This window comes from Arthrobacter sp. Y3223166 (assembly GCF_059090935.1).
In genome coordinates this window covers 1-20,916 of the sequence record NZ_JBNHGE010000017.1, presented here as the reverse complement: position 1 = coordinate 20,916, position 20,916 = coordinate 1, and the positions used below count along the sequence as shown (strand labels likewise).

The following is a 20,916-nucleotide window of genomic DNA, read 5'->3' as shown; positions in this document are numbered from 1 at the left end:
GACAGCCACAGTCCATCTCCGGCGGCGATCGTCTTAGGACAGCACGTCCTTGGTGGTGAAGCGGCCGTAGGCGAGGGCGCAGGAAACGGCGATGTAGCCGCCCTGCAGGACGGCGTTGGCGCCGAAGGCGTCCCAGGAGATGGGCTGGCGCAGCAGGTCGGCGAAGCTCAGCCAGTGGTGCGTGAACAGCCACGGGTGCAACCACTCCAACTGCGGCAGCGCGCCGACAATCTGGGTGACGACGGCCAGCACTGCCGTCGCCGCCATGGCGCCGACGGGGACCTCGGTGAGAGTGGAGATAAAGAGCCCGATGGCCGCCAGCCCAGCCAGCGACACGGCAACGTAGGCGGCCACCAGCAGCAGCCGAGCCAGAGACTCGCCGACGCCGATCGTGTCGCCGGACAGCAGCGTCACCGGCCCGACGCCGAAGAGCAGGCCGCCGATCAGCGCGCCGGTGACCGCGATGGCGAGCGCCGCCGCCATGCAGAAGACCACCGCCGCACCGTACTTGACGGCCAGCAGCCGCAGCCGGCCGGCCGGGGCGCTGAGCAGGTAGCGCAGCGTGCCGTGGCCCGCCTCGCCGGCGATCGTGTCCCCGGAAACGACGCTGACGGTCAGCGGCAGGAACAACGGGATGGACACCACCAGCCCGGTCAGCGCCACGAACAACCCGTTGTCCGTGATCCGGTTGAGGAACGGTGGACCGCCGCCGGGCCCTCCCTCGTCCGCGGCGAACCGGACCACCACCGCGATGAGCGTCGGTACGGCGGCCAGGGCCAGCAGCATGGCCCACGTCCGGCCACGTCGGAACAGCACGCTGAGCTCGGAACCGAAGAAGGCCCATCCGGCGGACTTCCCGTTTTCCCGTCCCTGGGCCGAAGCGGCCGCCGAAGCGCCGGGATTTTCCTCGTCGGCGGCCTCGACTTCCACGATTTCCGGCCCCGGCCGGCGGTCGCCACCCCTGCTCGGCCGCTGCTCACTGGACAACGTCGAATCCCTCCCCCGTCAGCTCCACGTACCGGTCCTCGAGGCTGCTTGCCTCCACGGCAAACCCGCGGATCCGGACGCCGTCCGCCACGAGGGCGGCGGCGATGTGCTCAGGCAACAGACCGCCCTGGTCCATCGGGGCGTTCACGTGTCCGTCGAGTGCGGTGCTCGGGACCTCGGGTTCCAGGCCCAACCGGCGCAGCACGCCGCGCGCGGCTTCGATGTCGGGCGTCTGGACGCTCACATGCGTGAGCCCCGCCCGGCGCACCTCGTCCAGGGCCCCCTGCGCCACCAGCCGGCCGGCGCGCATGACGGCCGCGTGCGTGCAAATCTGCTCCACCTCGGAGAGCAGGTGGCTGGAGACGAATACCGTGGTGCCCTCCCCCGCCAGCGAACGGACCAGGCTGCGGACTTCGCGGGTGCCCTGCGGGTCGAGCCCGTTGGTGGGTTCGTCCAGCACCAGGAGCTGGCGCGGCATCATCAGGGCGTTGGCGATGCCCAGCCGCTGCTTCATGCCCAGCGAGTAGGCGCGCACCTTCTTGTCCGCGGCGTGGGTCAGGCCGACCCGCTCCAGCGCCCTGCCGATCCTCGCCCGCCGGGTCTCTGACGGGGCATGGCGGTCCGCGGTGTCCAGCCGGTGCAGGTTCGCGGCGCCGGACAGGAAGGGGTAGAACGCCGGGCCTTCGATCAGCGCTCCGACCCGCGGAAGCACGTCCCGCAACGACCCGGGCATGTCCTGCCCGAAGATCCGGACGCTCCCGCTGGTGGCGGCGGCCAGCCCGAGCATGACGCGGATGGTGGTGGTTTTTCCCGAGCCGTTGGGGCCCAGGAAGCCGAAGACGGAGCCGTGCGGGACGGCCAGGTCAAGGGAGTCGACGGCGGTTTGCCGGCCGAAGCGTTTGGTCAGTCCGGAGGTCTCGATGACCAGCGCGGCAGGGTTGCCGCTGCCGTTCACCGGGCCTCCGCGGCTGCCTGCAACGACTCGAACGGGACCGACCCGGCCAGAACGCGGCCGTCGTCGGTCAGGTACACGTTGAGCAGGGCGGTGGAGATCAGCCTGCCGCCGTCCACCGCTTCGGTGGCCTGGGCCAGGAAGGGCGAGTCTTCCCAGCCCTCCGGCAGGGCCCCGGCGGGGACTTCCGCCACGGTCTCCCAGCCGGAGCCGTGGAGGGTGACGTCATCCCGCAGCGCGGCAGCGCCGCCGCCGTGCCGGCCATGGCGTCCGGACGGTGACTGCTCTCCGTGCCGCGGCACGGCCTTTTCGCTGACGCTGGCACCGGCCGGCGGGGTGAACTCGAACAGGCCCTGGTCCGGGGTCTCGAGCGTCAGCTTGCTGAAGCCCAGCTGGAACGCCGGATCCTGCTGTCCCCGCGCGTTGACCCTGAGGCTGAGCGGCAGGCCGGTCTCGGCGTCGACGGCGACGGTCACGGATCCCACCAGCGTGGCAGTGCTGTTCGGCTCCACCAGCAGCTGATAGGCGCTGCGCCCGGCGACCTCGGTATCGGCGCCGACGGACACCTTCGTTTCCGGGCCGATCTTGGCCAGCAGGTGATCGGCGAGCTGTTCGGGCGTGTAGGCGCTGGCGGGATGGTGCGCACCGCCGTCGTGATTCTTTCCGCCGTCCGCACAGGAGGGCAGCGTCAGGTGGACCGCCTCGTTCTCCTTGGAGCTGTAGACCCAGGCCTCGGTGCCGTTGCGGATCACGTCGCGCTCTGCAAAGCGGTCGAAGAGCTGCAGCCGGGCCTGGTCCGGCCCGTCCAGGTAGACGCGCGCGGTGCGGGAACCGGTCAGCAGTTCCAGCGCCTCGGCCACCTGTCCGCCCTCGTCCGCGGGCAGGTCCTCGGGAAGTTCCGGGAGCCCCAGCGCGGAGTCCTGTTCCAGCGTGCCGGAGAGTTCCCGGACGTCGCTGTCCGCCACGAATTCCAGCAACTGCTGCGGGGTCTTGTCCGGCAGATCGGTTGCGGCGTTGGCCTGCAGGGAACCGGTGAGCACTCCGCCGGCAATGACTGCGGGCACGACGGCGGCGGGCAGCCAGCGCTTCCACGTCCGGTCCATGGCACATCACCTTTTCTGCTGCTGCAGGACTCGCTTCCCAGCCTACGCTTCCCGCCTCGCCGGGTCACCAGTCACGGCGTAGCCGGCACCGCCGGAGCTCCAAGGCCCGGGCGCGGGTGTTGGTGCGCCGGGGCGGCCCGAGCGAGCTCCAGAGCGGCCGATAATCGACACAGGCCCGTCGCGGAAGGCCGCTCTCGCACAGCTCGGCCGCTCTGGAGGACTGCGGCCGTCGCCGATGTCCAGCGACTGCTCCTGTTGCTCGGCAGCGCGGTCCGACCGGCCGTGACATCGGCTCCACAAGATGGCTGTCGTTCCGCCGAGCTCCAGAGCGGCCGAAAGTCGACACAGCCCCGTCGCGGAAGGCCGCTCTCGCACAGCTCGGCCGCTCTCGAGGTCCGCGGCCGTCGCCGATGTCCAGCGACTGCTCCTGTTGCTCGGCACCGCGGTCCGCCCGGCCGCGACACCGGCCCCCCACACCGGCCCCACACCCGCCCCGCGCCGGCCCGCACACACGCCGGGGATCATGCTTGTCAGGCCCCTATTGCCGTGTTGTAGTTGACTCACGCAATGACATGGACGCACCGCAGCGTCCCGGCGAACCCGGCTTGGCTGCGGCAATCCAGGCGCCGGTCCGCACCCAGGCCGGTAGCCGGAGGGGTGAGTGGCGATGGTTGTGCAGCGGTTGTTGCCGACGGAGGAAGCGCAGGACCTGATCGAGCTGGTCCGCGACATCGCGGACCGCGAGCTGCTGCCGCAGGCGGCCGAGGCCGAGGCCGCCGAACGCTTCCCGCGCGGGGTCTTCCGGATGCTGGGGGAAACCGGGCTGCTCAGCCTGCCGTACCCGGAGGAGTTTGGCGGCGGCGGCCAGCCGGCCGAGGTCTACCTGCAGGTCCTGGAGGAACTCGGCGCAGCCTGGGGCAGCGTGGCGGTGGGCGTCAGCGTCCATGCCCTCTCCTGCTTCCCGCTGGTGCATTTCGGCAGCGATGCGCAGCGCAAGACCTGGCTGCCGGACATGCTCTCGGGCGACACGCTGGGTGCCTACTGCCTCTCCGAGTCGCACGCGGGCTCCAACCCGGCGGCGATGCGCACCCGCGCCGTCCGGAAGGGCGATGGCTACGTGATCCGCGGTGCGAAGGCCTGGACCACGCACGCCGGCGAGGCCGATTTCTACACGGTGATGGCCAGGACGTCCGACGATCCCCGGCACGGGATCTCTTGCTTCCTGGTTCCGGCCGACGCCGAAGGACTGAGCGCGGCGCCGCCCGAGCACAAGATGGGGCTGACGGCCTCGACCACGGCGACGATGAACTTCGACGACGTGTATGTCCCGGCCAACCGCCTGATCGGCGAGGAAGGCCAGGGCCTGGCGATCGCCTTCGCGGCGCTGGACTCGGGCAGGCTGGGCATTGCGGCGGTGGCCGCCGGGCTGGCCCAGGCCGCGCTGGACCTGGCCGCCTCCTACGCCAACGAGCGCGAGGCCTTCGGCAAGCGGCTGATCGAGCACGAGGGGCTGGCGTTCCTGATCGCCGACATGGCGGTGGAAGTGGAAACCGCGCGCGCCATGTACCTGGCGGCGGCGCGGCTGAAGGACGCCGGCCTTCCCTACGGCCGGGAGGCCTCGATCGCCAAGCTGGTGGCCACCGACAACGCGATGAGCGTGACGACGAACGCCGTGCAGGTGCTGGGCGGGGCAGGCTACACCCGGGACTTCCCGGCCGAGCGGTACATGCGCGAGGCCAAGGTCATGCAGATCTTCGAGGGGACGAACCAGATTCAGCGGCTGCTCATCTCCCGCCACTTCATCCGCTGACTGGGACCGGCCGGAAAAGACCCGCTAACGGCGGCAGTCCGCCGTGCCGAAACGCCGGGGCGCCACGCGTCCGGCGCCGGGTCGAACCGCCGGGGCGGTCCGCCCGGTCGGGGCAGAACGTGCCGAACCGCCGGTCCGGCACGCCGGGCCCGGGCGGCACTATCCGGCCGTTACCTCCGGTGCTTGGTCCGCGCGGTGGCCGGCGCGGTCCACGGATCCTCCGGCCACGGGTGCTTCGGGTAGCGGCCGCGCATCTCGGCGCGGACCTGCGCGTAGGGACCGGACCAGAAAGACGCCAGGTCATCGGTGACGGCCAGCGGCCTGCCCGCGGGCGAGAGCAGGTGGAACAGCACGGGGACCTGACCGCCCACCAGCCGGGGCGTGTCCGCCCAACCGAAGCACTCCTGCAGTTTGACCGCCACTACCGGGCGCTCTCCCCCGTCCCGTTCCGGGTAGTCGATCCGCACCCGTGAGCCGCTGGGAACCTCCAGCCGCTCCGGCACGAGCTCATCGAACCTCGCCGCTTCCGGCCAGGGCAGCAGCCGGCGCAGCGGCTCGGCCAGGTCCACTGCGGCGGCCGGCTTCCCGCCGGCCAGTGCCTCCAGTTCCGGCGCCAGCCAATCGGCCAGCCGCCCCAGCAAGGCTGCGTCCGCGACGTCCGGCCAGGGCGCGCCCAGCTCGCGGTGCAGCAGGGCCAGCCGGCGGCGCAGCCCCTTGGCTGCCTCCGACCAGCCAAGGATGCCGAGCCCGCGCTCTCCCAAGGCCCGGGCTACCGCCTCCCGGCCCTCGTCCCGCGACGGCCTGACCGGTGCCGAGGAGAGCACGATGGCGCCAAGCCTGCGTTCCCGGCGGGCCGCGAGTTTGCCTGACTCGAAGCGAGCCTCCACCCGGTCGGTCATCAAATGCCGTGCCGCCGCTGCCGCCGTTTCGCCCGCCAACGGGGCGGCGGCGCGGATCACCGCCCCCGTGCCTGCCGCGTCGCGGCCCTGCGCGCGGGACACCTCGGCCACAGCCAGCCACTCGTGCCCGGCCAAGGCACTGCCGGACGGAAGCCCGGCCCGGGTTCCGGACGCCAGCAGGTAGGTTTGCCCGGGACCGGGCACGCGGCGGGCGACCCGTTCGGGGAAGGCCAGCGCCACCACGAAGCCGGCATGCTCCGCCGGGACCGCCGCACCGGTGGAAGGCACGACGGCGGCGGCCTCCTGCCGTGCGATGCCCTCCAGCCGTTGCGCCTCCTCCCGCCAGCGCCGCGCGGCGGGGTCGCCGCGGCCTGCCGAACGCAGCCGGGACAGCAGCACCGTAATGTCTGCCCCGGGTGCCCGTTCCTCGCCGGAGACCAAGGCGACCACTTCGGCGGCCACCTGCCGGCCCACCACAGCCGCACCATCCAGCAGTGCCCGGCCCAGCCGGGGATCGGTTGGAACCCGCGAGAGGACACGCCCCACATCGGTGGCCCGGCCGCCGTCGTCAATGGCGCCCAGCTCATGCAGCGTGCGGACGGCATTCGCCATTGCCGGCGCCGGCGGCGCGTCCGGAAGCCGCAGCCCCTCGCCGCCCGGGGCACCCCAGCAGGCCAGCACCAGGGCGGCACCCGTGAGGTCGGCGACGGCGATCTCCGGGGTGGGATGGGCGGGCGCGGCGCCAAAGGTTTTCGGCTCGTAGCAGCGCACCACGGTGCCCGGCCCCTGGCGGGCCGCGCGGCCGGCGCGCTGGTCGGCGGAAGCGCGCGAGGCCGACACCGTCACCAGCCCGGACATGCCGCGGGCGGCATCCCGGCGGGGTTCGCGCGACAGCCCGGAGTCGACGACCAACCGCACGCCCGGCACGGTGAGCGAGGACTCGGCCAACGAGGTGGAGACAATGATGCGCGGCGGCCCACCGGGTTCCCGACCGGAAACGGCGCGGTCCTGCGTGGCCGGATCCGCCTGCCCGTGCAGCTCCAGAACCTCCGTGCCGCTGCCGGCGCCGCCCGTCCTGTCGCGGACCCTGTCCCGGATCGCCGCGGCCACCTGCTGCACTTCCCAGGCTCCCGGCACGAAGACCAGGGCGTCCACCGAGGGGTCGTCCGCGAGCGCCTCGGCGTGCGCGGCCGCCGCGGTGAACGCGACGTGGTCCAGGAAACCGCGGGCCACTCCCCGCCCGTCCAGCCGCGGCACCGAGGCCGGAGCCCACCGCACCGCCAGGGGATGCAGTGCGGAAGGGCAGTCGACCACCGGGGCCGGCCCTTCGCCGTCGTGCGCGCCGATCAAGGCGGCGAAGCGCGGCGCGTCCAAGGTGGCCGACATCGCCACCAACGTGAGATCCCCGCGCAGCTGGCGGACCTCGCCGAGCATGCCGACCAGCAGGTCGGTCTCCAGGCCGCGCTCATGCACTTCATCCAGGATCACCGCGTCCGTCCCGTCCAGGCCGGGATCGGTGAGCAGCCTGCGCAGCAGGATTCCCGGCGTGACGAACTCGATCAGCGTCTGCGGGCCCGCCCGGCGTTCCCCGCGCACCGTATAGCCGACGCGTTCGCCCAGCCGGCTCCCATCCAGCGCGGCCAGGCGCCTGGCGGCGGAACGGGCGGCGACCCGGCGGGGCTGGGTGACCACGATGCGCGGACGGCCGCCAGCCGCTGCAGCGGCCACGAGGTTGGCGACCAGCGGCGGAACCAGGGTGGTCTTGCCCGTGCCCGGCGGGGCCTGTACGACGGCGGTGCCCGTCCGGGTGCCTACGGTTGCGGGTTCCTCGCCCACAGGGCTGCCCGTCAGGGCTGCGGCCAGGTCGTCCAGTGACTCGGCGAAGACCAGGCCTTCGCCCATCGCGGCCAGGTCGAAAAGGACGTGGCGGTGCGCGGGTTCCTGCGGGATTGGCTGGCTCACCCTTCCATTGTGCCGGTGCCTGTCGCGCCCTCCGGCATCGCCGCCACTCCCGTCGGCAGGCGGCCGTCCCGCCGTCCTTGTTCGCGCTTCCACACCCCGGCGTATCTCCCTTGGCAGCGCCCACGAACTGTGCCACGTTGGAGGTGGAATGGCGAACAATCCTTTCTGGAGGGACGTGGTTCAGATGCCGAAGACGACGAAGAGCGGCAAGCCGAAGCAGACCGAATTGCCCAGCACGCTGCAACGGTCGGGCAAGAAGGCCCAGGAGACGTTCGCGGAAGCCCATGATTCCGCCGCCGAGACGTACGGCGACGAGGAGCGTGCCCACCGCGTGGCCTACAGCGCGCTCAAGCACACGCACGAGAAGGTGGGCGACCACTGGGAACCGAAGGAAAAGAAGGGCCCCTCCGACCCGCAGGCCGAGGGCGGCGCCGGCACCTCTCGGGAAACCAAGGGCGGGGTGGACGCAAACGCCTCCAAGCAGCACCTCTACGATCTGGCCAAGAAGCTCGACGTCCCCGGCAGGTCGAGGATGGACAAGTCAGAGCTCGTCGAGGCGCTGCGCAAGGCCAACGACCGGGAGACCAGGAAGGCCCGGTAGCCGTTGACTGCCTCAGCTCCTGCCGCTAGCGTCTTGGCTGCGTCTTCCAGTATCCATCCGTGATCGAGGAGCACTCCATGGCACACGTCAGCGTTATCGGTACCGGAAACATGGGCCAGGCCATTTCCGGGGTCGTCACCAAGGGCGGCAACACCGTCGAGATGCTCGGCCACTCCGACGAGGACAAGCCGGTCACCGGTGACATCGTCGTGTTGGCCGTGCCCTATCCCGCCCTGGCCGACATCCTCGGCAAGCGCTCCGGGCAGCTGTCCGGCAAGGTGGTCGTCGACATCACCAACCCGGTGAACTTCGAGACCTTCGACTCCCTGACCGTGGCGGCGGACAGCTCCGCGGCCGCGGAACTAGCCGCGGCGCTGCCGGACTCGGCGGTGCTCAAGGCTTTCAACACCACCTTGGCCGCCACGCTGGCTGCCGGGACTGTCGGCGGGCTGACCACCACGGTGCTGGTGGCCGGCGACGACGCAGAGGCCAAGACCATGCTGGCCGAGGTGGTCGCCGCCGCCGGACTCCGTATTATCGACGCCGGTGCCTTGTCCCGGGCTCGGGAACTGGAAGCCATGGGCTTCCTGCAGATCACCCTGGCCGCCAGCGAGAAGATCGCCTGGAGCGGCGGCTTCGGCGTCGTGCCCTGACCTCAGCTGGTGCCGCCGCCATCGCGGCGCGTGGCCCGCGGACAGCTGCCGCCCGGACGGGGTTTGGATCGTCACTGTCCCGCCAGCCGAGCCCGATGACAACCGCGGACGGCCGCTCCTATTAGGCTGGGGCACATGGACCTGGAGAGCGCGGCACGAGAGCTGTACGCGCTGCTTCCCGGCGAATTCACCGCTGCCCGCAACGCTCGGGCCAAGGAGGCAGCCCAGGACGGCCACAAGGAGCTCGCCCGGCAAATCAAAGCGCTGGCAAAGCCGTCGGCCGCGGCCTGGCTGGTCAATCTCCTGAGCCGGCAGCGGAGCGCTGACATCGCGGGAATCGTGGAACTCGGCCACGCCATGAGCGAAGCCCAGGAACAGCTCGATCCGCAACTACTGCGCCGACTGGGTGACCAGCGCCGGGAACTGTTGGCCGCCGTGGCGGCGGAGGGCCGGAAGCTGGCCGATGAGCTCGGGCAAAAGGTGAGTGCCGCGGCGGTCGCCGAGGCGGAGCAGACGCTGCATGCGGCGATGGCGGATGCCGGTGCGGCGGCGGCCGTAACCAGCGGCCTGCTGACCGAGTCGCTGTCGTCGAACGGGATCGACCCGGTGGACCTGGACGGCCGGGTGGCCCTGCCCGGGGCAGGCGCTCCCCCGGATGCTGCTGCCGAGCCGGCGCCACGCCTCCAGCCGAAGCGGTCCTCGCGGGACGAACTCGCCGAGCGCCGGGCCGCCAAGGCCGAACGGGCTGCCAAGCAGGAAGCCGAAGAGGCCGAGCGGCGGCGCCGGCAGGCGAGGGCGGCGCTGGACAAGGCGGAGCAGCGCAAGGAAGACGCCGAAGCATCGGAACAGAAGGTGCTGGACAAGCTTGATCAACTGCAGAACCGGCGGGACGAACTCGTGGGCGAGCTCGCCGAACTGAAGCGGCGCATCGAGGACCTGGAACGGGAGGTCGCCTCGACCGATCGCAAGATGGAGGCTGCCGAGGAAGACCTGGTGTCCGCGGCCAAGACCGCGGATCGGACGCGCAAGGCCGCCGCAGCGGCACGGCGGGAGTTGGCCGAGCAGGAATAGTCTTCTCGCGGCGGCCGCCGCAGGGCAGCAAGTTAGCGGGGCAGCGAGACGCGAGGGAACATGTAGCCTAGGTCTCAAGTCCGGCCCGGGCGGAATGCCCGGACCGGCCGGAGCCGACAGGGGGCAACATGTGGCGCATTGATGCGGCCAGGACCGCACTGCTGATGATCGACATGCAGAACGATTTCGTGCTGGAAGGCGCGCCGATGGAAGTGCCCATGGCACGCCACCGGCTGCCGGAAATGGTGACCGCCGCCGCGGCATGCCGGCAGGCAGGCATCCCGGTCATCTACACCCGCCACGTTCTGCTGGATACATTCGACGTTTCGCCGTTGGAGACCACCTACAACCAGCGGCTGCGGGCGGCCGGCATGCGCCGCGGAACCAGCGGAGTTGAGATCGTCGAGGAACTCAAGCCCGAAGCCGCCGACTACGTGCTGGACAAGCACCGCTACGACGCGTTCCACAACACGCAACTGAAGAGTGTCCTGTCGACCATCCGCGGCTTGAACACGATAGACACGGTGGTCATCGCCGGCACGCTGACCGAGGTGTGCTGCGAATCGACCGCGCGCAGTGCCTTCATGAACGACTACAAGGTGGCGTTCCTCTCGGACGCCACCGGAGGCCGGTCGGAGGCTGCCCAGGCCGCCACCCTGGACGCTATCGGCACCTTCTTCGGCCGGGTGATGAGCGCCGCCGACATGGAAGCGGAACTCGGAACGACGGCGTAGGTGCAGCCCGGGGACTTTTCCGTGGTTGTGAAACGTTCGACTAGATGACACGTCAACATAGCCGGCAAGACCGTTAGGAGCATGGCAATGAAGATCAATGCGCTGGTAGTCGAAGAAAAGGATGCCCCGTTTGTCCCCGAGCAGCTGGAGCTGGACGAGCCCGGGCCCGGCGAAGTGCTGGTCAAGGTGGCCGCCGTCGGCCTCTGCCATACGGACTTGATCACCCAGGCCGGAGACATGCCGCTGCCGCTGCCCGGCGTGCTGGGCCATGAAGGCTCCGGCGTCGTGGAGGCCATCGGGGACGGCGTGACCAATGTCGCCGTGGGCGACCACGTCATCATGGGTTGGGCTTACTGCGGCGAATGCAAGAACTGCCTGCGCGGCGAGCACCGGTACTGCCTGCGCCTGGGCGAGGCGCTGGTGAGTGGTGCCCGGTTCAAGGGTCCCGACGCCGGCAAGTCCGCCTACACCCGGGCCGACGGAGGCAAGGTGTCCGGCCACTTCTTCGGCCAGTCGTCCTTCGCCGACTACTCGCTCGCACTGGCGTCGTCGCTGGTGAAGGTGGACAAGGAGATCCCGCTGGAACTGCTCGGGCCGCTGGCCTGCGGCATCACGACCGGTGCCGGCGCCGTGTTCAACACGGCCAAGCCCGAACCCGGCCAGTCGCTGGTCGTGTATGGAGCCGGCGCCGTGGGCCTGGCCGCGATCATGGCCGCGAAGAACATGCCCGCGGCCACGATCATCGCCATCGACCTGCACGATTCGCGGCTGGAGCTGGCGCGCGAACTCGGTGCCACCCACACCATCAATTCCGGCAACACCAACGCCCTCGAGGAGATCCAGCGCATCTGCGGCGGCCCGGCCGACTACGTGCTCGAATGCACCGGCAACATCAAGGTGGTTGAAGAAGCCGCGGACGCCGTGGGCATGCTGGGCACGCTGATCCTGATCGGCGGGGCGCCGGCGCAGGCGCGGTTCTCGGTGGACCACCTGCGCACGCTCTGGGGCAAGCGGATCATCGGCACCCTCGGCGGTTCCAGCACCTCCGCCCAGCTGATTCCCGGGCTGATCGCCCTGTACAAGGCCGGACGGTTCCCCTTCGACAAGCTGGTGAAGTACTACGGGTTCGACCAGATCGACACGGCCATCGCCGATTCCACCGCCGGCGGGACCATCAAGGCCGTCTTGAAAGCCACCGACTGAAAACCCTTCCCTGCCCCGGCCGCCCCGCCGCGGCCCGCACAACCATGCAATCAACTTGAAAGGACGGGATATGTCCCTGCTTGATGCCTCCCTGTGGGAGGGCAAGATCCATGTCAATGGCTGGCGCGACGGCGGTGCCGGCACCGCCGCTTCGGTGGAGCCCGCCACCGGCGAGACTTTGGGCCGCTACGGGCTGGCCTCGGTCGAGGACGTGCAGGAAGCGGCAGCAGTAGCTGCCGCTGCCCAAAAGGACTGGGCCGCCCGCAAACCGGAAGAACGCGCCGCCGTGCTGCGCCGCGCCGGCGCGCTGTGGGAGGAACACGCCGAGGAAATCCAGTCCTGGATCGTGCGCGAATCCGGGGGCATCGGCCCCAAGGCCGGCCTGGAAACCCACATCGCCGCCAACGAATGCTACGAAGCCGCGGCGCTGCCCTCGCTGCCGGCCGGCGACGTGCTCACCTCCAACGAGGACCGCTGGTCCTTCGCCCGCCGCCGCCCGGTCGGCGTCGTGTCCGTGATCGCGCCGTTCAACTTCCCGCTGATCCTCTCCATCCGCGCCGTCGCCCCGGCGCTGGCGCTGGGCAACGCGGTGCTGCTCAAGCCCGACCCCCGAACGGCGGTCTGCGGCGGCGTCAGCCTGATGCGCGTCTTCGAAGAAGCAGGCCTGCCCGCCGGGCTGCTCTCCCTGCTGCCCGGCGGCGCCGACATCGGCGCGGCCGTGGTCGAGGCCCCCGAGGTCCGGGTCATCTCCTTCACCGGCTCCACCGCCGCCGGCCGGAAGATCGGCGAATCCGCCGCCCGGAACCTCAAGCGCGCGCACCTGGAACTCGGCGGCAACAACGCCATGATCGTGCTGCCCGGAGCGGACCTGGCCAAGGCCGCGTCCGCCGCCGCGTTCGGCTCGTTCATGCACCAGGGCCAGATCTGCATGACCACCGGCCGGCACATCGTCCACGAGGACATCTACGAGGACTACGTCGCCGCGCTGGCCGAGAAGGCGACGAACCTGCCGGTCGGCGACCCCAAGACCGGCACCGTCGCGCTCGGCCCGATCATCGACGAGCACCAGCTCAAGCGCATCGACTCGATCGTGCAGGACGCGGTCGCCGCCGGCGCCCGGCTGGCCGCCGGCGGCACCAACGACGGCCCGTTCTACTCCCCCACCGTGCTCGCCGACCTCGACCCGGCCAACACCGCGTGGAAGGACGAGATCTTCGGCCCGGTCGCCCCGGTGATGAAGTTCTCCACCATCGACGAAGCCGTGGAACTGGCCAATGCCAACGAGTACGGGCTCTCCCTGTCCATCCTCGGAGACGTGGGCCTGGCCATGCAGATCGCCGACCGCGTCGATTCCGGCAAGGTCCACATCAACGAACAAACCGTCTCCGACGAGGCGAACTCCCCGTTCGGCGGCACGAAGAACTCCGGCAACGGCTCCCGCATCGGCGGCCACCAAGCCAACATGGACTCCTTCACCGAGACCCAATGGCTCACCGTCCGCCCGGACATCGCGCAGTACCCGTTCTGATCCCCTCCTGAGTCCCGCGACGGCGGCGGCCGGCAACAGCCGGCCGCCCGCCGTCGCGTGGTTAACTTTTGGGTTCACTCAAGGCGTAGCGGCAGCCGGATCAAACCGGGCCATTCTGCGGTTCCATAGTGAGCAAGCAAAGCTCCCGGAGGTGGGCCGTGAACACGATCCCGGAACCGCATGCCGACCCGCAGGCGGCGCACGCCGCCCAGGACCCGCTGGACTCGTATTCGGCGTCCGTGGTGCGCATAGCGGAGACCGTCACGCCGCACGTGGCGGGCATTCAGATGGACGCGCGACGCCGGGACAGGAGCTTCCCGTCCGGCGGCTCGGCCGTGGTGTTCACCGAGGACGGCTACCTGCTCACCAACGCGCACGTCGTGGCGAACTCCGACGGCGGCCATGCGGCCTTCGCGGACGGGTCACGCACGGACGTTGACGTGGTCGGCGCGGATCCGCTCTCCGACCTCGCCGTTCTGCGCGGCCGGCTCACGGTGCCGCGCCCGGTCGAGCTGGGCGATGCGTCCAAACTGCGCGTAGGCCAACTGGTCGTCGCCGTCGGCAGCCCGCTGGGCCTCTCCGGCTCGGTGACGGCCGGGGTGGTCAGCGCCCTGGGCCGCTCCATCCCCGTGGCCGCGGGCAGGAACCGGAGGGTGATCGAGGACGTCATCCAGACGGACGCCGCACTGAACCCGGGCAGTTCCGGCGGCGCCCTGGCCGACGCCTCCGGACGGGTGGTCGGAATCAACACGGCCGTCGCCGGGATCGGGCTCGGCCTGGCCGTGCCGATCAACGCCACGACCCGCCGGATCATCTCCGCGCTGCTGGCCGACGGGCGCGTGAGGCGCGCCTACCTCGGCCTGGTGAGTACGCCGCTGCCGTTGTCCCCGCGGGACATCATGCGGACCGGCGAGCGGAACGCGCTGCGGGTGGTCGAGGTGCTGCCCGGCTCCCCCGCCGAGCAGGCCGGACTGCGGCCGGGCGACCTCGTGATCCGGGCCGCCGGGCAGCCGGTGGCCAGTGCGCAGAGCCTGCAGCGGCTGCTTTTCGCGGATGCCATCGGCGTGGAGTTCCCGCTGGCCGTGCTGCGCGGCGGGTCCGTGGTGGAGCTGACCGCCTGGCCGGTGGAAATGTCAGCCGGTTAAAGCGCGAGCCGCGGCCTTTGGCCCGCCGTGCGCGGCGCCCGTGCCTCGGATGCGGAATCGCAGGGGGCCGGGACACCGCCGTCGTCGTTGTGTCTGAACGGTCCAGGTCCTACCGTTGGAGGAAGCACGCCTAACCAGCCGGCCCCCACTTCGGCCGGCGGACCAGGAGGGCAACCATGGCGATCACGGACGGCCTCGCCGGCTCACTCGAGCGGGAGCTGGGCTGGCAACGGGACCTGTACAAGGACCTGCACCGGAACCCCGAGCTCAGCATGGAAGAACACCACACCGCCGACCTGATCGCGCGGGAGCTGACCGGCTTCGGCTACGAGGTCCAGCGGATCGGCGGGACGGGCGTCGTCGGGGTCCTCAACAACGGTTCCGGCAGCACGGTGCTGGCACGGGCGGACATCGATGCGCTGCCGGTCGCCGAGGCCACCGGCCTGGACTACGCCGCAGAGACCACCGCGAAGCTTCCCGGAGGCGGGACCACCGGCGTCATGCACGCCTGCGGCCACGACATGCACATCGTGTCCCTGCTGGGTGCGGCGAAGCTGATGGCCGGACACAGGGACCGCTGGGCGGGCACCTACGTGGCGCTCTTCCAGCCGGGAGAGGAGACTGCCGCCGGAGCCCGGGCAATGGTCGACGACGGCCTGGCCGCCAGGATTCCTACACCGGACGTCGCCTTCGCCCAGCATGTGATGCCCACCGAGGCCGGGAAGATCGGCACCACGGCCGGCCCCATCCTCTCGGCCGGCGACTCCCTGAAAATTACCGTCTACGGGCGCGGCGCCCACGGCTCCATGCCGCACAACTCCGTGGACCCCGTGGTGCTGGCCGCATCGATCGTGCTGCGGCTGCAGACCATCGTTTCCCGCGAGACCAAGCCGGGCGAATTCGCGGTGGTGACTGTCGGCGCCTCCAACGCGGGCACCAAGTCCAACATCATCCCGGACCGTGCCGAGCTGCTGCTGAACCTGCGCACGTACGACCTGGGCCTGCGGGAACGGATCATGGCATCGATCGAACGGATTGTCCGCGGCGAGTGTGCGGCCGCCGGATCGCCCCGCGACCCGGAGTTCGAGTACTACGACCAGTTCCCGTTGACCAGCAACGACGCCGAAACGACCGAGCGCATCACGGCCGCCTTCAGCCGGCATTTTGGGGGCGATCAGGTCTACCGTGCCGAACCCGTCACGGCCTCCGAGGACTTCAGCCGGATTCCGGATGCCCTCGGGGTGCCCTACACCTATTGGACGGTCGGCTCCGTTCCGGCCGACGTTTACCGGGAAGCCGTGGAGAACGGCACTGTCTCCGAAGACATTCCGGCCAACCACTCACCGTTCTTCGCTCCCGCCATCGACCCGACGCTCTCCGTCGCCACCCAGGCGCAGGCCGTTGCAGCTCTGGAGTACTTGGCAAAGTAAGGCAATGTAAGGGGTCGTTTGCCATGACCGAATCCACCACGACCACAGTCCGCACGGACTGGAAACCTACCGACAAGTGGCTGCTGGGCATCGTCCTGGCCGTCATCAATTTCTGGCTCTTCGCGCAGACTTTGCTCAACGTCATCCCGGGGATCCGGGACCAGCTTGGGGTCGAACAGACGCTGGCCAACCTGGCCGTCTCCATCACGTCGCTGTTTTCCGGGATATTCATCGTCGTCGCGGGCGGACTCGCCGACCGGATCGGCCGGGCCAAGATCATGTACGCCGGGATCTACCTCAGCATTCTCGGCTCCCTGCTCATCGCGCTGACACCGGAAAACCTTGGCGGCCTCACCGACTTCATGCTGCTGGGCGGCCGCGCGATCCAAGGCCTGTCCGCCGCGTGCATCATGCCTTCGACCATGGCGCTGATCAAGAGCTACTACGAGGGTAAGGACCGGCAGCGGGCACTCTCGTATTGGTCCATCGGCTCCTGGGGCGGCTCGGGCTTCTGCGCCCTGTTCGGCGGCCTGATGGCCACCTCCTTCCTGGGCTGGCGGTCCATCTTCTGGATTTCGATCGTGCTGTCGGTGCTGGCGCTGTTCCTGCTCCGGGGCACGCCCGAGTCGCGGGCGGCAGCCGATCCGGAGGCCGCCGGGCACCGCTTCGACTGGGGCGGGCTGGCCTGCTTCATCGTCATGCTGGTGGCCATCAACGTGTACATCTCCCAGGGGCCGGCCATCGGCTGGTTCAGTTGGCCGGGGGTCGCGCTGGTGGCCGCTTTCGTGGTGTTCGGCCTGCTGTTCCTGCAGATCGAAAGCCGCCGCCACTTCGCTTTCGTGGACCTGAAGCTGTTCAGGAACGGCACCTTCACCGGCGCGACGCTGTCCAACTTCCTGCTCAACGGAGCCGCGGGCACGCTGATCGTTTCGCTGGGACTGGTGCAGGTGGCCGCCGGGTTGAGCTCGCTGCAATCGGGCCTGCTGACGCTCGGCTACCTGATCGCCATCCTCGCCACCATCCGGGTGGGCGAGAAGCTGCTGCAGCGCTTCGGCCCGAAGAAGCCGATGCTGTGGGGCAGCATGATCACTGGCGTCGGCATCCTGCTGTGCTCCACCACGTTCCTGCACATCGAAGAGTACATAGTGCTCACCGTCATCGGGTTCACCCTGTTCGGCGTCGGCCTGGGGTTCTACGCCACCCCGTCCACCGACGCCGCCCTGTCCAACGTCCCGGACGCCCAGGTGGGTGCGGCGTCCGGCATCTACAAGATGGCGTCCTCGCTGGGCAATGCCATCGGCGTGGCCATCTCCGCGGCACTGTATGTGGCCGCACAGGCGGTGAACCCGGAACTCATCCAGTCCTGGGGCCTGTTCATCGGCCGCCAGGACAACGTGGCGCTGCGCTTCGGCGGGGCGGTCGGGCTGTTGTTTAACGTCTTCATGGTCGTGGTCGCCATCGCCTCGATTATCGTCACGGTCCCCGCCACCAGGAGCAAGGAGGAGGAAGAGGCCCGGCCGGACGTGGTCCCGCCGCCGGCCTTCGGCAACTAGGCATCGTTGACCCCACCGGCGTCGCAGAGTATAAATGGCCGTTCAAGGCGCCGGTCCCAAACCTTCCAGCGGAGGCACTGCCATGTCGGTCCATGCATCCAGCGGTTCAGACATCCCCGGCTACGAGTACGGCACGGTGGCGCATTCACCGGTCACGTTGGCCGAGCTCGATGAGCTCAAGGCCAGCGCCATGTTTGGCGACGAGGACGCCACCCTGCTGCACCGGGCCGGCGAGATCCTTGACGGCCAGGTGGAGGACGTGCTCGACGTCTGGTACGGATTCGTCGGCGGCCAACCCCAGCTGGTCGCGCACTTCTCCCGGCCCGACGGCCCGCCCATTGAGGACTACCTGAATGCGGTCCGCCGCCGGTTTGGCCAGTGGATCAGGGATACCTGTACCAAGCCCTACGACCAGGAGTGGCTGGACTACCAAAACGAAATCGCCCTGCGGCACACCCCCGAACACAAGAACGAAACCGACCACGTAGGGTCCACTCAGGTCGTCCCGTTGCGCCACCTCATCGCGCTGATCGGGCCGGTGGTCACCACGATGCGGCCGTTCCTGGCCAGCGGCGGGGATCCCGTGGAGAAGGTCGACGCCATGATGCAGGCATGGCTGAAGGCAGTGGTCCTGCAGATCGCGCTCTGGTCCCGGCCCTACACGCTGCCGGGCGAGTGGTGACGGCGACCGGCGGAAGGATCAACGCCAGGGCAACTCCGGTTCTGCCCCGGCCGATACCCAGCCCCAGGGGAATGGTGATGCAGGGCGCCTGAAATTTCAGCGGCGCCTCGATCACCGACATGCCGACAATCAGGCCCAGTGGGCCGGCAGCACCAGCCGCGCCGCCATGCGCAGGCAAACCGTGTTGTGCCTCCCAGTCCACGCTCCGTCCTACGTTTCCGCGGGAGCGGCACGGCCAACCGCGCACGCTCCTCAAGATTTGCTAAGGGATGTTTGCGCACGACGGATTGCTATCGACACGGACCCGTGGTGTCCATACACTCCAAACTCTAGTAACTTACTAGTGTTTCGGGGGAAAGGCACTCACATGCGCAATTTGTTCCTCATGGCCATCGTCGGCCTCCTCGCCCAGATGGTCGACGGCTCGCTCGGCATGGGATACGGCGTGACTTCGTCCAGCCTCATGATTGCCGTGGGCATCGCTCCCGCTGCGGCCAGCGCAGCAGTCCACCTCTCCGAGGTCGGCACGGCGCTGATCTCCGGATTCGCCCACCACAAGTTCGGCAACGTCGACTGGCGCATCGTCGGGATCATGGCGGTTCCGGGGGGCATCGGCGCCTTCATGGGAGCCAACTTCCTGGTCAGCCTGCCGGCCGACGTCGCCAAGCCGTGGGTTGCCCTGCTGCTTTTCCTGCTCGGTGCCTACGTCCTGTTCCGGTTCCTGATCCTGTCCGGCCGCCGGCCGCAGTTCAAGGGCCAGGTCAAGGCCGTCGTCCTGATGCCGCTTGGCCTCGTCGCCGGCACGATGGACGCCATCGGCGGCGGCGGCTGGGGGCCGATCGGCACCACCTCGCTGCTGTCCACCGGCAAGATCGAACCCCGCAAGGTCATCGGCTCAATTTCCGCCACCGAGTTCATCGTTGCGGTCAGTGCCTCGGTGGGCTTCCTGCTCGCGCTCGGACGGGAGGGCATTAACTTCGCCTGGGTTCTGGCCCTGCTTGCCGGCGGCGTCATCGCGGCCCCCGTCTCGGCGTGGCTGGTTCGACACCTGGCCGCGGCGGTCCTCGGCGTAGCAGCCGGAAGCCTCATCATCCTGACCAACGCCAAGACCATGATGGAGACGTGGGGCGGGGCGGAAAAGAACTCCGCCCCGGTGTGGCTCACGCTGGCAGTCCTGGCGGTCGCGGCCGGCCTGTTGATCACGCAGTCCGTCCGCAGGGAGTTGCGCCGACGCCGCGAGGAGGAGCCCGAGCTGGAGCTCGCCGGCGCCTGAGACAATGGGCGGGTGCACATCACCGCCAAATCCGACTACGCCCTGCGCGCCCTGATCGTCATCGCCCGGTCGTCCGAAGCGCAGACCGGGACGCTGGCGGCCGAGGCCATAGCGGCCGCCCAGGGCATCCCGCACAACTACTTGCTGTCGATTCTCGCCGATCTGCGGCGCAGCGGCATTGTGCGCAGCCGCCGCGGCCAGGGCGGCGGTTGGCACCTTGCCCGCACCGCGGTGGAGATCACCGTCGCCGACATCATCCGCGCGGTGGACGGGCCGCTGGTGAGCGTGCACGGGGTGCGGCCCGAAGCGGTTCAATACGAGGACCCGGCGGCGGTTCTCCAGCCGGTCTGGATTGCCGCGCGCAGCAGCCTGCGCGAAGTTCTGGAGTCGGTTACCCTGGACCAGCTTGCCTCCGGTCAGCTGCCCGCAGAAGTCACCGGGCGCAGTTCGCGCGACGATGCGTGGGAGCCCAGGTAGACATGCCTCATCGCCTTGCCTTCCCGCGGCGGGGCGACGATCAGTGGACGGCTTGAGCCGGGCCCGGCGAAGGCGGCCGCCCTCTAGCCTGCCCGCCCTGTTCCCCCGGTGCCGGCCGACGCAGCCTTCGACGGCACCCTGCCGTTGACGCGGTAGCGCGGGTTCCTGCGCCGGCCGCCGGCCGCGGGCGGGTCTTCGATGTTCCTGGGCCCGTTGATCATGACGGCGCCGACCAGCATGACCACGATGCAGGCGCCCAGCATGGCGAACGAAGCGGTCCAGGAGCCGGTGGCCTCGTGCACCACGCCGAACAGCAGCGGGGCGACGCCCGCGCCGGCGTAGCCGATGCCCTGGCTGAAGCCGGACAGGACCGCCGAGCCGTGCGTGGTGCGCGAGCGAAGGTTCACCATCAGCAGCGCGGTGGCGAAGGTGCCCTGGCCCAGCCCGGAGAGGGTCATCCACCACCAGGTGCCGCTCTCCGGCGAGAGCAGCAGGCCCAGATGCCCGCCCACCCAGCAGGCGGTGAACACCAAAATGGCGGCGATGGGGTGCCTCAGCCGCGGCACGATCAATGGCACGAGCAGGCTGGCGGGCAGCCCGAGGATGGCGAAGTACGCCAGCGCCGACCCCGCCGTCGCGGCGTCAATGCCGTGTTCGGTCAGGTACGGCGGCAGCCACGCGAAGTACACATACGTCTGCGCGGAGTTGCCGGCCAGGAAGATGGCCAGGCCCCAGGCCACCGGTGAACGCCACGGATTCAGCTTCACCGGCCCCGCCGCGGCTTCGCGGGCGCGAACGGCAGGCCCGTCGCCGCGGACCGGTCCGGGCGGGCCCCCGTCCGCACGGGGTCCCG

Annotated in this window: 18 protein-coding genes; 13 read left to right on the top strand and 5 right to left on the bottom strand. The window is 69.9% G+C overall.

Annotated features, from left to right (window positions below; genetic code table 11):
* Positions 1 to 33: 33 nt before the first annotated feature.
* Genes AC5RUH_RS09630 through AC5RUH_RS09620 form a run of 3 tightly spaced genes read right to left on the bottom strand, consistent with a single transcriptional unit; the run spans position 34 to position 3,042 of the window.
* Entirely contained in the window at positions 34 to 987 is a 954-nt protein-coding gene (locus AC5RUH_RS09630; RefSeq protein ID WP_494012972.1) for an ABC transporter permease, read from the bottom strand.
* Positions 977 to 1,942, bottom strand: a complete 966-nt coding sequence (locus tag AC5RUH_RS09625; RefSeq protein WP_494012973.1) for an ABC transporter ATP-binding protein — start codon at positions 1,940 to 1,942, stop codon at positions 977 to 979. The genes AC5RUH_RS09630 and AC5RUH_RS09625 overlap by 11 nt, the downstream gene beginning before the upstream one ends.
* The gene (locus tag AC5RUH_RS09620) at positions 1,939 to 3,042 is read right to left on the bottom strand and encodes a LolA family protein (protein WP_494128444.1); all 1,104 of its coding nucleotides are present in this window, start codon (positions 3,040 to 3,042) and stop codon (positions 1,939 to 1,941) included. The genes AC5RUH_RS09625 and AC5RUH_RS09620 overlap by 4 nt, the downstream gene beginning before the upstream one ends.
* Positions 3,043 to 3,709: 667 nt before the next feature.
* On the opposite strand from AC5RUH_RS09620, the gene AC5RUH_RS09615 reads away from it, so the two are divergent.
* A complete protein-coding gene (locus AC5RUH_RS09615; RefSeq protein ID WP_494128460.1) occupies positions 3,710 to 4,852 on the top strand; it encodes an acyl-CoA dehydrogenase family protein in 1,143 nt (380 codons plus the stop codon).
* 170 nt (positions 4,853 to 5,022) lie between these two features.
* On the opposite strand, the gene hrpB is transcribed toward AC5RUH_RS09615, so the two are convergent.
* Entirely contained in the window at positions 5,023 to 7,653 is a 2,631-nt protein-coding gene (hrpB, locus tag AC5RUH_RS09610; protein WP_494128459.1) for an ATP-dependent helicase HrpB, read from the bottom strand.
* Between the two features lie 244 nt (positions 7,654 to 7,897).
* Between hrpB and AC5RUH_RS09605 the strand changes: the two genes are divergently transcribed.
* The 12 genes from AC5RUH_RS09605 to AC5RUH_RS09550 all read left to right on the top strand — a co-directional run bounded on the left by AC5RUH_RS09605 (position 7,898) and on the right by AC5RUH_RS09550 (position 20,063).
* The gene (locus tag AC5RUH_RS09605; protein ID WP_494001310.1) at positions 7,898 to 8,314 is read left to right on the top strand and encodes a ChaB family protein; all 417 of its coding nucleotides are present in this window, start codon (positions 7,898 to 7,900) and stop codon (positions 8,312 to 8,314) included.
* Between the two features lie 77 nt (positions 8,315 to 8,391).
* Positions 8,392 to 8,967 (top strand): NADPH-dependent F420 reductase, encoded by a 576-nt coding sequence (locus tag AC5RUH_RS09600; RefSeq protein ID WP_494000829.1) that lies wholly within the window; start codon positions 8,392 to 8,394, stop codon positions 8,965 to 8,967.
* 135 nt (positions 8,968 to 9,102) lie between these two features.
* Entirely contained in the window at positions 9,103 to 10,038 is a 936-nt protein-coding gene (locus AC5RUH_RS09595) for a transposase (protein ID WP_494025222.1), read from the top strand.
* Between the two features lie 128 nt (positions 10,039 to 10,166).
* Positions 10,167 to 10,772: an isochorismatase family protein gene (locus AC5RUH_RS09590; RefSeq protein ID WP_494128443.1), complete on the top strand. Its 606-nt coding sequence runs from the start codon at positions 10,167 to 10,169 to the stop codon at positions 10,770 to 10,772.
* An 87-nt stretch (positions 10,773 to 10,859) separates the two neighbouring features.
* Positions 10,860 to 11,975 carry an NAD(P)-dependent alcohol dehydrogenase gene (locus AC5RUH_RS09585; protein ID WP_494128442.1) on the top strand — a complete coding sequence of 372 codons (1,116 nt, stop codon included), beginning with the start codon at positions 10,860 to 10,862 and terminating at the stop codon, positions 11,973 to 11,975.
* A 70-nt stretch (positions 11,976 to 12,045) separates the two neighbouring features.
* Positions 12,046 to 13,503, top strand: a complete 1,458-nt coding sequence (locus tag AC5RUH_RS09580; protein WP_494128441.1) for a benzaldehyde dehydrogenase — start codon at positions 12,046 to 12,048, stop codon at positions 13,501 to 13,503.
* A gap of 158 nt (positions 13,504 to 13,661) precedes the next feature.
* Positions 13,662 to 14,648, top strand: a complete 987-nt coding sequence (locus AC5RUH_RS09575; protein WP_494049356.1) for a S1C family serine protease — start codon at positions 13,662 to 13,664, stop codon at positions 14,646 to 14,648.
* Positions 14,649 to 14,824: 176 nt separating this feature from the next.
* Positions 14,825 to 16,078 (top strand): amidohydrolase, encoded by a 1,254-nt coding sequence (locus AC5RUH_RS09570; RefSeq protein ID WP_494013748.1) that lies wholly within the window; start codon positions 14,825 to 14,827, stop codon positions 16,076 to 16,078.
* Positions 16,079 to 16,101: 23 nt separating this feature from the next.
* The gene (locus AC5RUH_RS09565) at positions 16,102 to 17,631 is read left to right on the top strand and encodes an MFS transporter (protein WP_494000836.1); all 1,530 of its coding nucleotides are present in this window, start codon (positions 16,102 to 16,104) and stop codon (positions 17,629 to 17,631) included.
* A gap of 82 nt (positions 17,632 to 17,713) precedes the next feature.
* Positions 17,714 to 18,313, top strand: a complete 600-nt coding sequence (locus AC5RUH_RS09560; RefSeq protein WP_494025215.1) for a protoglobin domain-containing protein — start codon at positions 17,714 to 17,716, stop codon at positions 18,311 to 18,313.
* A gap of 367 nt (positions 18,314 to 18,680) precedes the next feature.
* Positions 18,681 to 19,586 carry a sulfite exporter TauE/SafE family protein gene (locus tag AC5RUH_RS09555; RefSeq protein WP_494025214.1) on the top strand — a complete coding sequence of 302 codons (906 nt, stop codon included), beginning with the start codon at positions 18,681 to 18,683 and terminating at the stop codon, positions 19,584 to 19,586.
* 12 nt (positions 19,587 to 19,598) lie between these two features.
* The gene (locus AC5RUH_RS09550; protein WP_494000839.1) at positions 19,599 to 20,063 is read left to right on the top strand and encodes an RrF2 family transcriptional regulator; all 465 of its coding nucleotides are present in this window, start codon (positions 19,599 to 19,601) and stop codon (positions 20,061 to 20,063) included.
* 83 nt (positions 20,064 to 20,146) lie between these two features.
* Here the strand turns inward: AC5RUH_RS09550 and AC5RUH_RS09545 are convergent.
* Positions 20,147 to 20,916: MFS transporter (locus tag AC5RUH_RS09545; RefSeq protein WP_494128440.1), on the bottom strand; the 770-nt coding region annotated here is incomplete at its 5' end.